The organism is Streptomyces coeruleorubidus (genome assembly GCF_008705135.1).
In the GTDB taxonomy this organism is placed as follows: Bacteria; Actinomycetota; Actinomycetes; order Streptomycetales; family Streptomycetaceae; genus Streptomyces; species Streptomyces coeruleofuscus.
This window is the reverse complement of record NZ_CP023694.1, coordinates 6,228,214-6,242,298: the sequence shown is the minus strand read 5'-3', so window position 1 is coordinate 6,242,298 and position 14,085 is coordinate 6,228,214. Positions and strand designations below refer to the sequence as shown.

The window sequence follows — 14,085 nt, the reverse complement described above, 5'->3', positions numbered from 1 at the left end:
CGCCCTTCCCTCTTTAAGCGGAACCACGCTTGTTTCCCGCCATTTCAAGCCCCGAAACACGCTCCGAGATGTGACTTGCGCGACGTTGAACGGGCCCGACCTGACCTACCCGGTCCCAGGGGCGTAGCCTTGATTCCCGCTGTCCATCATCTTGTGAAGCGGAAGAGGGCGGTTGCCGCCGTGTCGCCACAGTCCCCCAGTAACTCGAGCATCTCGACCGACACCGACCAAGCGGGGAAGAACCCTGCCGCGTCGTTCGGTGCCAACGAGTGGCTCGTCGACGAGATCTATCAGCAGTACCTCCAGGACCCGAATTCGGTAGACCGAGCCTGGTGGGACTTCTTCGCCGACTACAAGCCGGGGGCGGCTGCCGCCTCGGCTCCGGCGGGTACCGCGGCCGCGGGGGCCGCGGGGACCACCACCGCTCAGCCGGCGGCCCAGGCCGCCCCCGCCCAGGCCGCGGCCCCCGCCCCGGCGGCCCAGCAGCCCGCGGCCGCCGCGCCGGCTCCCGCTCCGGCGAAGCCCGCCGCGCAGGCCCCGGCTCAGGCTCCCGCTCCGGCGAAGGCGGCTCCGGCCGCCGCCAAGCCGGCCGCCGCCGCGAAGCCGAAGGCCGAGCCCGCCGGCGAAGCCCCCTCGGGTCCCGAGCAGGTCGTGCTGCGCGGCCCCGCCGCCGCGGTCGCGAAGAACATGGACGCCTCCCTGGAGCTGCCCACGGCCACGTCCGTGCGCGCGGTCCCGGTGAAGCTGCTGTTCGACAACCGCATCGTCATCAACAACCACCTCAAGCGGGCGCGCGGCGGGAAGATCTCCTTCACGCACCTCATCGGCTACGCGATGGTCCAGGCCATCAAGGCGATGCCGGCGATGAACTACGCGTTCGCGAAGGTGGACGGCAAGCCGACCCTGGTCAAGCCGGAGCACGTCAACCTCGGCCTCGCCATCGACCTGGTCAAGCCGAACGGCGACCGCCAGCTGGTCGTCGCGGCGATCAAGAAGGCCGAGACGCTGAACTTCTTCGAGTTCTGGCAGGCCTACGAGGACATCGTCCGCCGCGCCCGCGACGGCAAGCTGACGATGGACGACTTCTCCGGGGTCACGGTCTCCCTGACCAACCCCGGCGGCCTCGGCACGGTCCACTCGGTGCCGCGTCTGATGCCCGGCCAGTCCGTGATCATGGGCGTCGGCTCCATGGACTACCCGGCGGAGTTCCAGGGCACCTCCCAGGACACCCTGAACAAGCTCGGCATCTCGAAGGTCATGACGCTCACGTCGACCTACGACCACCGGGTGATCCAGGGCGCCGCCTCCGGCGAGTTCCTGCGCCAGGTCGCGAACCTCCTGCTCGGCGAGAACAACTTCTACGACGAGATCTTCGAGGCGCTGCGCATCCCCTACGAGCCGGTCCGCTGGCTCAAGGACATCGACGCGAGCCACGACGACGACGTCACGAAGGCCGCCCGCGTCTTCGAGCTGATCCACTCCTACCGGGTCCGCGGCCACGTCATGGCCGACACCGACCCGCTGGAGTACCAGCAGCGCAAGCACCCCGACCTGGACATCACCGAGCACGGCCTCACGCTCTGGGACCTGGAGCGCGAGTTCGCCGTCGGCGGCTTCGCCGGCAAGTCGATGATGAAGCTGCGCGACATCCTCGGCGTCCTGCGCGACTCGTACTGCCGCACCACCGGCATCGAGTTCATGCACATCCAGGACCCGAAGCAGCGCAAGTGGATCCAGGACCGTGTGGAGCGCCCGCACTCCAAGCCGGAGCGCGAGGAGCAGCTGCGCATCCTGCGCCGTCTGAACGCGGCCGAGGCCTTCGAGACGTTCCTCCAGACCAAGTACGTCGGCCAGAAGCGCTTCTCCCTGGAGGGCGGCGAGTCCGTCATCCCGCTGCTGGACGCGGTCCTCGACAGCGCTGCGGAGTCCCGCCTGGACGAGGTCGTCGTCGGCATGGCCCACCGCGGCCGTCTGAACGTCCTGGCCAACATCGTCGGCAAGTCGTACGCCCAGATCTTCCGCGAGTTCGAGGGCAACCTCGACCCGAAGTCGATGCACGGCTCCGGCGACGTGAAGTACCACCTGGGCGCCGAGGGCACCTTCACGGGCCTCGACGGCGAGCAGATCAAGGTCAGCCTGGTCGCGAACCCGTCGCACCTCGAAGCCGTCGACCCGGTCCTGGAAGGCGTCTCCCGCGCCAAGCAGGACATCATCGGCAAGGGCGGCACGGACTTCACGGTCCTGCCGGTGGCGATCCACGGCGACGCGGCCTTCGCGGGCCAGGGCGTGGTGGCCGAGACCCTGAACATGTCGCAGCTGCGCGGCTACCGCACCGGCGGCACGGTCCACATCGTCATCAACAACCAGGTCGGCTTCACCGCGGCCCCCGAGTCCTCGCGTTCCTCCATGTACGCGACGGACGTGGCCCGCATGATCGAGGCCCCGATCTTCCACGTGAACGGTGACGACCCGGAGGCCGTGGTCCGCGTGGCCCGGCTGGCCTTCGAGTTCCGCCAGGCGTTCAACAAGGACGTGGTGATCGACCTCATCTGCTACCGCCGCCGCGGTCACAACGAGTCGGACAACCCGGCCTTCACCCAGCCCCTGATGTACGACCTGATCGACAAGAAGCGCTCGGTGCGCAAGCTCTACACCGAGTCCCTCATCGGTCGCGGCGACATCACCCTGGAAGAGGCCGAGCAGGCGCTCCAGGACTACCAGGGCCAGCTCGAGAAGGTCTTCACGGAGGTCCGCGAGGCCACCTCGCAGCCGGCCGCCGCGGAGCCCACCGACCCGCAGGCCGAGTTCCCGGTCGCCGTGAACACCGCGGTGACCACGGAGGTCGTCAAGCGGATCGCCGAGTCCCAGGTCAACATCCCCGACCACATCACCGTCCACCCGCGTCTGCTGCCGCAGCTCCAGCGCCGGGCGTCGATGGTCGAGGACGGCACGATCGACTGGGGCATGGGCGAGACCCTCGCGGTCGGCTCCCTCCTCCTGGAGGGCGTCCCGGTCCGCCTGGCCGGCCAGGACTCGCAGCGCGGTACGTTCGGCCAGCGCCACGCGGTCATCATCGACCGCAGCACGGGCGACGAGTACACGCCGCTGCAGTACCTCTCCGAGGACCAGGCGCGTCTGAACGTCTACAACTCCCTCCTCTCCGAGTACGCGGCGATGGGCTTCGAGTACGGCTACTCGCTGGCCCGCCCCGAGGCGCTCGTGATGTGGGAGGCGCAGTTCGGCGACTTCGTCAACGGCGCGCAGACGGTCGTGGACGAGTTCATCTCGTCGGCCGAGCAGAAGTGGGCCCAGACCTCCGGTGTGGTCCTGCTCCTCCCGCACGGCTACGAGGGCCAGGGCCCGGACCACTCGTCCGCCCGCCCGGAGCGCTTCCTCCAGATGTGCGCCCAGAACAACATGACGGTCGCCATGCCGACGTCGCCGTCGAACTACTTCCACCTCCTGCGGTGGCAGGTGCACAACCCGCACCACAAGCCGCTGGTGGTCTTCACTCCGAAGTCGATGCTGCGTCTGAAGGCGGCGGCCTCGAAGGCGGAGGAGTTCACGACCGGCCAGTTCCAGCCGGTCATCGGCGACGCGTCGGTGGACGCGGCCGCGGTCAAGAAGGTCGTCTTCTGCGCCGGCAAGGTCTACTACGACCTGGAGGCCGAGCGTCAGAAGCGCGGCGTCACGGACACGGCGATCATCCGCATCGAGCGCCTGTACCCGCTGCCGGGTGCCGAGCTCCAGGCGGAGATCAAGAAGTACCCGAACGCCGAGAAGTACCTGTGGGCCCAGGAGGAGCCGGCGAACCAGGGTTCCTGGCCGTTCATCGCGCTCAACCTGATCGACCACCTGGACCTGGCGGTCGGCGCGGACGTCCCGCACGGCGAGCGACTGCGCCGCATCTCGCGCCCGCACAGCTCGTCCCCGGCAGTGGGTTCCGCGAAGCGGCACCAGGCCGAGCAGGAGCAGCTGGTGCGTGAGGTGTTCGACGCGTAAGCGCCCTCGCGCGTTCCACGTGACCGGGCCGCATCCCCGCTTCGGGGGTGCGGCCCGGCCGTTTGCGCGCACATAAACTTGACGGCATGTACTTCACGGACCGTGGCATCGAGGAACTGGAGAAGCGGCGCGGCGAGGAGGAGGTCTCCTTCGAGTGGCTGGCCGAGCAGTTCCGGACGTTCGTCGACCTCAACCCCGACTTCGAGGTGCCGGTGGAGCGGCTGGCCACGTGGCTGGCGCGGCTGGACGACGAGGACGAGGAGTAGGACGCTCCCGGGCGGTCAGTCGCGCGGGTGCGTGACGTCGTACGCCAGGCCCAGTGCGCCATGAGCCAGGAGCAGCGCTCCGGCCGTGGCCCAGCCCCAGCCGCCGCTGGGGCGCCGTAGCCCCCAGGCGATGAGCGGGAGGCCCGCCGCCACCTGGGCGAGGGCCAGGGCGCGGGCCCTGGGGCCGCCGGTCCAGGGCATCCAGGGGCCCAGGCGGCTGTGGTCGACGGTGTCGCGTTCCGCGACCGCCTCGCGCCGGCCCGGCCATGCGACCGGGAGGCTGCCCGGCTGGAGTGCGGCGGCTTCCCGGAGGCGGTCGGCGGGCTCGCCGGGGGCGAGTTCCGGCGGCAGTGAGACGCCCACGCGCGCGAGGACCGCCAGGAGGCCGCGCAGACGGGCGCGGGCGTCGGCCGCGGAGTCGGCCTTCGTCAGCTGGTCGAGGGCCTGGAGGTCCAGGACGGGGTCGAGGCCCACGCGCGCGGCGAAGGTGCGCATCGCCTCCTCCTCCCCCACCGGGACACCGCTCGCGAGCCAGACGAAGCCGACCGGGCGGCGGAAACCGGAAGCGAGCGCGAAGCCCGCGTGGTCGGCGTCCCACCACAAGGCGAGAACGGGCCAGGGCGCGCCGACCGCGAGGGCCGTGGCCCAGCCGGTGACCACACGGTCGACAGGCTCGCCGGCGTCCCGCCAGGGCCCGCCCTCGGGGACGAGAACGCTCCATTCGTCGCCCGCCCGGGTGAGCTGCATCCGTTCCCGCAACAGGTGGGCGACGGGGGCGACGGCCCCGGGCACCGCCCGGCACAACAGCAGCGCCCCGGGGGCTGGACCGGTGCGGTCGGCTTCCGTCGGCATGGTCACACGCTAGGGCGAATCACCCCTCTTTGAGCACTTTTGTGCGTCCCGAGGTCCCCGAAACGGGTGTCTTGACTTTCCCCGACCACGATATATCGTGATTCACAGAAGACGCGATATGGCGCGTCATGTCGGGAGGTCTGCCCCATGTCCGAGTGGTCTGTCACGGAGCCGAGGAAACTCACCTTCGACGAGCCCGTGACCGAGCTCCACGTGCGTCTCGTCAACGGAACGGTGAACGTGGTGGGCACGGACGAAGGTTCCGCCCGCCTGGAGGTCTCCGAGATCGAGGGTCCGCCCCTGATGGTGACCCAGCAGGACGGGACTCTCACGGTGGCCTACGAGGACCTGCCCTGGAAGGGCTTCCTCAAGTGGCTGGACCGCAAGGGCTGGCGCCGCAGCGCGGTGGTCTCCCTGGCCGTCCCGGCCTCCACCCGGGTGGAGGTGGGCGTGGTCGGCGCGGCAGCCGTGATCTCCGGGATCGAGGGACCGGCGGTGGTGAAGGGCGTCACGGGCGACACGACCCTCGTGGCGCTCTCCGGCCCGGTCCGCGCCGACACGGTCTCCGGGAGCGTGGAGGCCCAGGACGTGACCGGCGACCTCCGGTTCAACTCCGTCTCGGGCGACCTCACGGTGGTCGAGGGTTCCGGCTCCTCCGTGCGGGCCGACTCCGTCAGCGGCTCCATGATCGTAGACCTCGACCCCGGCGGCCCGACGGACGTACGGCTGACCAGCGTCTCGGGCGAGATCGCGATCCGGCTGCCGGACCCGGCGGACGCGGAGGTCGAGGCCAACACGGCGAGCGGCTCGATCTCCAACGCCTTCGACGATCTGCGGGTGCAGGGCCAGTGGGGCGCCCACAAGATCACGGGCCGTCTGGGCGCGGGCAACGGCACGCTGCGAGCGACCACGGTCTCCGGCTCGATCGCCCTGCTGCGCCGCCCCTCCAGGCAGGACGAGCCCGACGAACCGTGGGACACCCGTCCGGGCACCGGCAGCTCGCCGGCCGACCCGCAGGACGACCCGCCGGCCCGGCCGGGAGACAATTCCGTCTCCGACCGGGGCGCCGCCGACGCCGGTGTCCCGGCCGACGGCACGACCGACAAGAAGGTGCTCTGACATGCCCCCCGTCTTCGCCCACGGCCGCCTCCGCCTCTACCTGCTGAAGCTGCTGGACGAGGCCCCCCGCCACGGCTACGAGGTGATCCGCCTCCTTGAAGAGCGCTTCCAGGGGCTGTACGCACCCTCGGCGGGCACGGTCTACCCGCGCCTGGCCAAGCTGGAGGCCGAGGGCCTGGTCACCCACACCACGGAGGGCGGCCGCAAGGTGTACTCGATCACCGACGCGGGCCGCGCCGAACTGGCCGAGCGCAGCGGCGAACTGGCCGACCTGGAGCTGGAGATCCGGGAGTCGGTCGCGGAACTGGCTGCGGAGATCCGCGCCGACGTGCGCGGGGCCGCCGGCGACCTGCGCCGCGAGATGCGCGCCGCCGCGAGCGAGGCCCGCCGGGAGAACGGCACCAAGCCCCGTGGCGCGGAGGACGCCCCCTTCGGGGACTTCGGGCAGTACGGCGACAAGGAAGCCTGGCGCGTCGCCAAGGAGGAGATGCGGCGCGCCAGGCAGGAATGGAAGGAGCAGGCCCGCCGCGCCAAGGACGAGAGCCGCCGCGCCCGTGAGGACGCCCAGCGCGCCCGTCGCCAGGCCAAGGAGGCCCAGGAACAGGCCCGCGCCCAGGCCCAGGAGCAGGTGCAGCGCATCGCCCGCCGGGTCCAGGAGCAGGTCCAGGACCACTTCGCCCGCGGCGACTGGCCCACGGGACTGCGCGAGGGCCTGAGTGAACTGGCCAAGGAGGTCGGCGAGTTCGGCAAGGACTACGGAAAGGACTTCGGCTTCGACTGGACCGGCACCGGCACCAGCACCGGCACCGGCACCGGCAAACCGGCCTCGCAGCCGACACCCTCACAGACCCCCGAGGACTTCCCGGCCGCCTACGAACCGACCTGGGCCCATGAGGACGCCGCGGACTCCACCGGCGACCCCGCCCGCGACCTGGACCGCCTGCTCGACCGCTTCCGGGACGACATCCGCGACGCGGCCCGGGACCACGGCGTCACGCCCGACCAACTGCGCGACGCCCGCCGCCACCTGTCGACGGCGGCGGCCCACATAGGAGCACTGCTGCGCACCCCGGAGAAGTAGACGTCCGGCGCCCCGCCCGTCACCCGGCCTTGGCCTCGCCGCCCCCGTACAGCACCCGTACCAGGGACTCGTACGTCACCCCGTGGTCGGCGAGGACCTCGGCCGGCACGCCGGGGCGCATGGTCAGGGCCAGCAGGATGTGCTCGTCACCGATGTGCCGGTCCCGCTGGGCGAGGGCGGCCCGCAAGGAGCGCTCCAGGACGTCCTTGGCGCCGCGCCCGAAGGAGGCCCGCCCCGACCACCACCCCTTGTCCTTCCGGTCACCGGCCATGGCACCGACGCCGTGCACCTCCTCCACCCGGGCGACGATCTCCTCCACATCGATCCCGAGCCCGGCGAGCGCGTCGGCCTCGGCCTGCGACAGCCCGGCCCGCCGCCGCGCCGCCCCCAGCGCCTCCCGCACGGACTCCCTCCGCTCGGCGAGCCCGAGAGCGGCGAGCGCGAACGAGCCACGGCTGCCCTCCCGGTCGAGCAACGCGAGCAACAGATGCTCCGGCTCCACGACCTGCCCGCCACCGCCCCCCTCCACATACTCGAACGCGCCCTTGACCACGCTCCGGGCGTCCTTCGTGAACCGCTCGAACATCAATGCCTCCCGTACTTCTTGTGCACGGCCTGCCTGCTCACACCGAGTTCGGTGGCGATCTCCTGCCACGACCAGCCCTGGTTGCGCGCGTTGCGCACCTGTACGGCTTCCAGCTGCTCCAGCAGCCTGCGCAGGGCGGCGACGGCCCGCAGGCCGACCCGTGGATCACGGTCGCCCGCACGCTCGGCCAGATCGGTTGCTTCGGTCATGACGTCAACCTACGTTGACACCCCGCCTTCGTCAACCCCAGTTGACAAACCAAACGGCCGGCCCGAACCCGGACCGGCCGTCAGCACATTCAGCGGGGATCAGGGATGGGTGAGCACGACCTTCCCGAACTGCTCACCGGACGCCAGCCGTTCGAAGCCCTCCCGCGCGCGGTCCATGGGCAGCACCTCGTCGATGACCGGCCGCACACCGGTGGCGGCACAGAACGCGAGCAGGTCCTCCAGCTCGTCCTTGGTGCCCATCGTGGACCCGACGACCTTGAGCTCCAGGAAGAAGATCCGGGTCAGTTCGGCATGAGAGGGCCGGTCACCACTGGTGGCACCGGAGATCACCAGCGTGCCGCCGGGCTTCAGCGACTTCACGGAATGCGACCAGGTGGCGGCCCCGACGGTCTCGATCACGGCGTCGACCCGCTGCGGCAGCCGCGCCCCCGACTCCAGGGCCTCCACGGCCCCCAGCTCCACGGCCCGCTTCCGCCTGGCCTCGTCCCGGCTCGTGGCGAAGACCCGGAGCCCGGCGGCCTTCCCCAGCACGATGGCGGCCGTGGCGACACCGCCCCCCGCGCCCTGCACGAGCACGGAGTCGCCGGGCCGGACGCCCGCGTTGGTGAACAGCATCCGGTACGCGGTCAGCCACGCCGTGGGCAGACAGGCGGCCTCCTCGAAGGAGAGCTCCTTGGGCTTGGGCAGGATGTTCCAGGTCGGCACGGCGACCTGCTCGGCGAAGGTGCCCTGGTAGCGCTCGGTGAGGATGGAACGGGGTTCCTTCGGGCCGACCCCGTGCCCGCTCTGTCCGATCACGGAGTGCAGGACGACCTCGTTGCCGTCCTCGTCGACGCCGGCGGCGTCACAGCCGAGGATCATCGGCAGTTTGTCCTCTGCGAGACCGACGCCGCGCAGGGACCACAGGTCGTGATGGTTGAGGGAGGCGGCCTTGACCGTGACGGTGCTCCAGCCGGGGCGGGTCTCGGGAGCCGGACGCTCTCCCAACTCCAGGCCGGCCAGTGGCTGGTCGCGGTCGATTCGGGCGGCGTAGACAGCGAACATGACCTTGACGATAGGTTCCCGAACGGACCCGGGGAACCACCGGCCCGTGTGAGACACACCCTCTTGCCACGCGCTCGGCGTCGGTGCCACTGCCGGGTGGGTCCGCAGCCCGGCGTAGCGGGGTGCCGCTTCTTTGGGACGGGTGCCGCCCCAAGCGGCACGACTGCCCGCAGCTAGGGCGTGTCCGCACCCGCGCACGCACGGATGTCGTTCAGGCCGCCACAGGCACGCGCCGGCCACCCGAACAGCCGCACCCGAAGGCAAAAAAGTGACCCCACCCACCAGGGCAGGGCCACCTCACCACACAGGCGAACGTCAGCGCCGAGCCACACCCTCGGCCCGCGCAGCCGCCGCCACCGCTGCCGTCACCGCCGGCGCGACCCGCTCGTCGAACGGCGACGGGATGACGTAGTCGGCCGCGAGGTCGTCTCCGACCACGCCCGCCAGCGCCTCCGCGGCGGCCAGCTTCATCCCCTCCGTGATCCGCGACGCGCGCACCTGCAGCGCACCCGCGAAGATCCCCGGAAAGGCCAGCACGTTGTTGATCTGGTTCGGGAAGTCCGACCGCCCGGTAGCCACCACGGCCGCGTACTTGTGCGCGACCTCGGGATGCACCTCAGGATTCGGATTCGCCATGGCGAAAACGAAAGCCCCCTCGGCCATCGACGCGACCGCGTCCTCCGGCACCGTCCCACCGGACACCCCGATGAACACATCGGCCCCGGCCAGCGCCGCCTCCAGCGACCCGCTGATGCCCGCCTTGTTCGTGAACCCGGCCAGCTCCCGCTTCACCGCCGTCAGATCGTCCCGGTCCACCGACACGACACCCTTGCGGTCGGCCACCGCGACATCCCCGATCCCGGCCTCGACCAGCATCTTCGCGATGGCGACACCCGCCGCGCCGGCGCCGGAGATGACGGCCCGCAGCTCCCCCAGCGCCCGCTTGCTCAGCCGAGCGGCGTTCCGCAGGGCCGCCAGCGTCACGACCGCCGTACCGTGCTGGTCGTCGTGGAAGACGGGGATGTCGAGCCGCTCCTGGAGCTTCCGCTCGATCTCGAAGCACCGCGGCGCCGAGATGTCCTCCAGGTTGACCCCGCCGAACGACGGCGCGAGGCGCACCACCGTCTCGACGATCTCGTCGACGTCCGTGCAGTTCAGCGCGATCGGAACCGCGTCCACGCCACCGAACTGCTTGAACAGAATCGCCTTGCCCTCCATCACCGGGAGGGAGGCCTCGGGCCCGATGTCACCGAGCCCCAGCACGGCCGTACCGTCCGTCACGACGGCCACGACCGACGACTTCCACGTGTAATCGTGGACGAGCTCCGGCTGCTCCGCGATCGCGCTGCACACCTTCGCGACCCCGGGCGTGTACGCCAGGGACAGGTCGTCCTTGTCACGGACCGGCACCGTGGCCTGCACGGCCATCTTGCCGCCGCGGTGGAGCGCGAACGCCGGATCGAAGGAGTCGAGGGGCTCCGCACCGCCCTCGTGACCCGTATGGTCCGCCGTGCTCTCGCTGCGAGGATTGACGATCTCCGCTGCCACTTCGTTTTACCCCTTAAATCTTCATTGGCTTGAGGGTGGCCACTCCTGGTGAGGCGTGGGCGGGACCGCGTACGGCCGTGGTCGTGCTGTGTACGTGATACGTACGGGCGCATACGCGACGGGCGCGCCGCACACGCGCCCTGAGCCCCGGATGAGGGGTGTAAAGACCCTTCATACCGGACGGACGGCGCCGACGACGAGTCCATAACGCGAAGGTCACACACGGGCGCCCGACTCTTCGTCCAATATCAGGACAAGGTCTGGACAATCCCCCGACAACCGGTCAACTATCAGCGAATCCTTCGGGCCCCGAATCGGATTCCCGGGACATACCGAAGATCTTCCGGCCGGAAGGAGTGATTCCCGCAGAAGGTCCGGTCGTGATGTACCGGAGTGGTGCGGTTCGGGGGTCGCCCGTTATCCGATTTTGACATGGCTGGCCCCCAGAATGGCGCCGTCCGAATGGCAAGATGCCGTAATCACACGAGGTCGCGACACTCGAAGACGTGTGTTCTCGTCGACCCACGGAACTGCCGGCACCGTCGGCAGTCCCCGGCACTGCCGAACCCATCGGCAGCGCCCGCCCCATCGGCAACTCCACCCATCCGCCGGAGGAACCCACCATGACCGCAAGCTCCACCCGTCGTACGACCGCCGCGCAGTCCCGGCTAGCAGCGGTCGGTGCGATCGCGGTCGCAGGCGCGCTGATGCTCACCGGATGCGGTGACCAGACGAAGGACAACGGCTCGGACAGCCAGACCGCGACGGCGTCGGCCCCGCTCGCCGACAAGCTTCCGCAGGCGATCCGGGACAAGGGCGTCATCAAGGTCGGTTCCGACATCGCCTACGCCCCGGTCGAGTTCAAGGACAGCGCGGGCAAGACGGTCGGTATCGACCCGGACCTCGCCGCCGCCATGGGCAAGCAGCTCGGGGTCGACTTCCAGTTCGAGAACGGCACCTTCGACACGCTGATCACCGGTCTGCGCTCCAAGCGGTACGACATCGCCATGTCCGCGATGACCGACACCAAGGACCGCCAGGAGGGCATCGACTCCGACACCGGCAAGAAGGTCGGTGAGGGCGTCGACTTCGTCGACTACTTCACCGCCGGTGTCTCGATCTACACCAAGAAGGGCGACGACCAGGGCATCAAGGGCTGGTCCGACCTGTGCGGCAAGAAGATCGTGCTGCAGCGCGGCACGGTCTCCGAGGACCTCGCCAAGGCCGAGTCGAAGAAGTGCCCGGCCGGCAAGAAGATCGCCATCGAGCCCTTCGACAACGACCAGCAGGCCCAGACCCGTCTGCGCGCGGGTGGCGCCGACGCCGGTTCGTCCGACTTCCCGGTCGCCGCGTACGCCGTGAAGACCTCTGGTGGCGGCAAGGACTTCCAGCTCGTCGGCGAGCAGATCGAGGCCGCTCCGTACGGCATCGCGGTCGCCAAGAACCAGACGGAGCTGCGGGACGCCCTCAAGGCCGCGCTGGACGCCGTCATCGCGAACGGCGAGTACGAGAAGATCATGAAGAAGTGGGGCGTCACGGACGGCGCCATCAAGGAAGCCACCATCAACGGCGGCAAGTGACCGCGACGCAGCGGCACTGAAAGGCAACACCCGTGACTGTTGACATCGACAAGACGACGGGCGACACGCCCCCGGCCGGGCCGGAGGCCATCAAGGCCATCCCGGTCCGGCACTACGGGCGGTACATCTCCGCCGTCGTCGCCATCGCCCTGCTGGTCGGGGTCGTCTACGCGTTCTCCCAGGGCAAGATCAACTGGGGCGCGATCCCGGACTACTTCTTCGACGACCGCATCCTGGACGGCGTGGGCAAAACGCTCCTGCTGACCGTGCTGTCCATGGTGATCGGCATCGTCGGCGGCGTCATGCTCGCCGTGATGCGCCTGTCGAAGAACCCGGTGACCTCGTCGATCGCGTGGTTCTACATCTGGTTCTTCCGCGGCACCCCGGTCCTGGTGCAGCTCATCGTCTGGTTCAACCTGGGCCTGGTCTTCGAGTACATCAACCTCGGGCCGTTCTACAAGGACGAGTGGTCGGACTTCATGACCCCGTTCCTGACGGCGCTGCTGGGCCTCGGCCTCAACGAGGCCGCGTACATGGCGGAGATCTGCCGTGCCGGTCTGCTCTCCGTCGACGAGGGCCAGACCGAGGCGTCGCACGCGCTCGGCATGAGCCACGCCAAGACGCTGCGCCGGATCGTCATCCCGCAGGCGATGCGCGTGATCGTGCCGCCGACGGGCAACGAGGTCATCAACATGCTGAAGACGACCTCGCTGGTCTCGGTCGTCCAGTATCCCGAGCTGCTCCGTGCCGCCCAGGACATCGGCCAGACCTCCGGCGCCCCCGCCGAGATGCTGTTCCTGGCGGCGGCCTGGTACCTGCTGCTCACCTCGGTCTTCAGCATCGGCCAGTACTACCTGGAGCGGTACTACGCGCGTGGTTCTAGCCGGTCGCTCCCGGCCACGCCGTTCCAGAAGATCAAGGCGAACGTGCTGTCCCTGTCCAGCCGCTCGAAGCCGACGGGAGGCACCGCATGACCCCCATGGTGAAGGCCGAAGGCGTCCACAAGAGCTTCGGCCCCCTCGAAGTCCTCAAGGGCATCGACCTGGAGGTGAAGTCCGGCGAGGTGTTCTGCCTCATCGGCCCCTCCGGCTCCGGCAAGTCGACCTTCCTGAGGTGCATCAACCACCTGGAGAAGATCAACGCCGGCCGCCTGTCCGTGGACGGGGAGCTGGTCGGGTACCGCCAGAAGGGCGACAAGCTCTACGAGCTGAAGGACAGCGAGGTCGCCCGCAAGCGCCGGGACATCGGCATGGTCTTCCAGCGCTTCAACCTCTTCCCGCACATGACGGCCGTCGAGAACGTCATGGAGGCGCCGGTCCAGGTCAAGGGCGTGAGCAGGGGCCAGGCCCGGCAGCGTGCCCTGGAGCTCCTGGACCGGGTGGGCCTGGCCGACAAGGCGGGCAGCTACCCCATGCAGCTCTCCGGCGGCCAGCAGCAGCGCGTCGCCATCGCCCGGGCCCTCGCCATGGACCCGAAGCTGATGCTGTTCGACGAGCCGACGTCGGCGCTCGACCCGGAGCTGGTCGGTGACGTCCTGGACGTCATGCGCGACCTCGCCGAGTCCGGAATGACGATGATCGTCGTCACCCACGAGATGGGCTTCGCCCGCGAGGTGGGCGACAGCCTGGTCTTCATGGACGGCGGTGTGGTGGTCGAATCCGGTCACCCGCGTGAGGTGCTGACGAATCCGCAGCACGAGCGGACGAAGTCGTTCCTGTCCAAGGTGCTCTGACCGCACACACGGTGAGGGGGCGGTACGGGAACTCCGTACCGCCCC

The 14,085-nt window shown here is 69.8% G+C and carries 12 protein-coding genes; 7 read left to right on the top strand and 5 right to left on the bottom strand.

Going from position 1 to position 14,085, the window contains the following annotated elements:
• The first annotated feature begins 180 nt into the window (after positions 1–180).
• Together CP976_RS28990 and CP976_RS28985 are read left to right on the top strand one after the other, a co-directional pair.
• A complete protein-coding gene (locus CP976_RS28990; protein WP_150482979.1) occupies positions 181–4,002 on the top strand; it encodes a multifunctional oxoglutarate decarboxylase/oxoglutarate dehydrogenase thiamine pyrophosphate-binding subunit/dihydrolipoyllysine-residue succinyltransferase subunit in 3,822 nt (1,273 codons plus the stop codon).
• 86 nt (positions 4,003–4,088) lie between these two features.
• Positions 4,089–4,268, top strand: coding sequence for a DUF6104 family protein (locus CP976_RS28985; protein ID WP_150482978.1), 180 nt, complete (start codon positions 4,089–4,091; stop codon positions 4,266–4,268).
• Positions 4,269–4,283: 15 nt separating this feature from the next.
• Here the strand turns inward: CP976_RS28985 and CP976_RS28980 are convergent, their stop codons facing one another.
• Positions 4,284–5,120: a hypothetical protein gene (locus CP976_RS28980; RefSeq protein WP_150482977.1), complete on the bottom strand. Its 837-nt coding sequence runs from the start codon at positions 5,118–5,120 to the stop codon at positions 4,284–4,286.
• Positions 5,121–5,267: 147 nt separating this feature from the next.
• On the opposite strand from CP976_RS28980, the gene CP976_RS28975 reads away from it, so the two are divergent.
• Both CP976_RS28975 and CP976_RS28970 read left to right on the top strand, forming a co-directional pair.
• On the top strand, positions 5,268–6,239 hold the full coding sequence (locus CP976_RS28975; protein ID WP_150482976.1) for a DUF4097 family beta strand repeat-containing protein: 972 nt from the start codon (positions 5,268–5,270) through the stop codon (positions 6,237–6,239).
• A 1-nt stretch (position 6,240) separates the two neighbouring features.
• Positions 6,241–7,320 carry a PadR family transcriptional regulator gene (locus tag CP976_RS28970; protein WP_150482975.1) on the top strand — a complete coding sequence of 360 codons (1,080 nt, stop codon included), beginning with the start codon at positions 6,241–6,243 and terminating at the stop codon, positions 7,318–7,320.
• Positions 7,321–7,339: 19 nt separating this feature from the next.
• On the opposite strand, the gene CP976_RS28965 is transcribed toward CP976_RS28970, so the two are convergent.
• The 4 genes from CP976_RS28965 to CP976_RS28950 all read right to left on the bottom strand — a co-directional run bounded on the left by CP976_RS28965 (position 7,340) and on the right by CP976_RS28950 (position 10,728).
• Positions 7,340–7,906: a Clp protease N-terminal domain-containing protein gene (locus CP976_RS28965; protein ID WP_086841046.1), complete on the bottom strand. Its 567-nt coding sequence runs from the start codon at positions 7,904–7,906 to the stop codon at positions 7,340–7,342.
• Positions 7,906–8,115 carry an HTH domain-containing protein gene (locus tag CP976_RS28960; RefSeq protein WP_003992902.1) on the bottom strand — a complete coding sequence of 70 codons (210 nt, stop codon included), beginning with the start codon at positions 8,113–8,115 and terminating at the stop codon, positions 7,906–7,908. Before CP976_RS28960 ends, CP976_RS28965 begins: the two co-directional genes overlap by 1 nt.
• A gap of 99 nt (positions 8,116–8,214) precedes the next feature.
• Entirely contained in the window at positions 8,215–9,180 is a 966-nt protein-coding gene (locus tag CP976_RS28955; protein ID WP_150482974.1) for a zinc-binding dehydrogenase, read from the bottom strand.
• A 315-nt stretch (positions 9,181–9,495) separates the two neighbouring features.
• Positions 9,496–10,728 (bottom strand): NAD(P)-dependent malic enzyme, encoded by a 1,233-nt coding sequence (locus tag CP976_RS28950; RefSeq protein WP_150482973.1) that lies wholly within the window; start codon positions 10,726–10,728, stop codon positions 9,496–9,498.
• 623 nt (positions 10,729–11,351) lie between these two features.
• Here CP976_RS28950 and CP976_RS28940 point away from each other — a divergent pair.
• Genes CP976_RS28940 through CP976_RS28930 form a run of 3 tightly spaced genes read left to right on the top strand, consistent with a single transcriptional unit; the run spans position 11,352 to position 14,040 of the window.
• Positions 11,352–12,308 carry an ABC transporter substrate-binding protein gene (locus tag CP976_RS28940; protein ID WP_150482972.1) on the top strand — a complete coding sequence of 319 codons (957 nt, stop codon included), beginning with the start codon at positions 11,352–11,354 and terminating at the stop codon, positions 12,306–12,308.
• A 32-nt stretch (positions 12,309–12,340) separates the two neighbouring features.
• Entirely contained in the window at positions 12,341–13,282 is a 942-nt protein-coding gene (locus tag CP976_RS28935; protein WP_150482971.1) for an amino acid ABC transporter permease, read from the top strand.
• The gene (locus CP976_RS28930; protein WP_150482970.1) at positions 13,279–14,040 is read left to right on the top strand and encodes an amino acid ABC transporter ATP-binding protein; all 762 of its coding nucleotides are present in this window, start codon (positions 13,279–13,281) and stop codon (positions 14,038–14,040) included. The genes CP976_RS28935 and CP976_RS28930 overlap by 4 nt, the downstream gene beginning before the upstream one ends.
• The last annotated feature ends 45 nt before the right edge of the window (positions 14,041–14,085 follow it).

What these genes read in the sequence shown, in the direction of transcription:
- CP976_RS28965 (WP_086841046.1), bottom strand. Translation starts at nt 7,906, where the DNA reads ATGTTCGAGCGGTTCACGAAGGACGCCCGGAGCGTGGTCAAGGGCGCG.
- CP976_RS28975 (WP_150482976.1), top strand. Translation starts at nt 5,268, where the DNA reads ATGTCCGAGTGGTCTGTCACGGAGCCGAGGAAACTCACCTTCGACGAG.
- CP976_RS28985 (WP_150482978.1), top strand. Translation starts at nt 4,089, where the DNA reads ATGTACTTCACGGACCGTGGCATCGAGGAACTGGAGAAGCGGCGCGGC.
- CP976_RS28960 (WP_003992902.1), bottom strand. Translation starts at nt 8,115, where the DNA reads ATGACCGAAGCAACCGATCTGGCCGAGCGTGCGGGCGACCGTGATCCA.
- CP976_RS28940 (WP_150482972.1), top strand. Translation starts at nt 11,352, where the DNA reads ATGACCGCAAGCTCCACCCGTCGTACGACCGCCGCGCAGTCCCGGCTA.
- CP976_RS28955 (WP_150482974.1), bottom strand. Translation starts at nt 9,180, where the DNA reads ATGTTCGCTGTCTACGCCGCCCGAATCGACCGCGACCAGCCACTGGCC.
- CP976_RS28980 (WP_150482977.1), bottom strand. Translation starts at nt 5,120, where the DNA reads ATGCCGACGGAAGCCGACCGCACCGGTCCAGCCCCCGGGGCGCTGCTG.
- CP976_RS28930 (WP_150482970.1), top strand. Translation starts at nt 13,279, where the DNA reads ATGACCCCCATGGTGAAGGCCGAAGGCGTCCACAAGAGCTTCGGCCCC.
- CP976_RS28970 (WP_150482975.1), top strand. Translation starts at nt 6,241, where the DNA reads ATGCCCCCCGTCTTCGCCCACGGCCGCCTCCGCCTCTACCTGCTGAAG.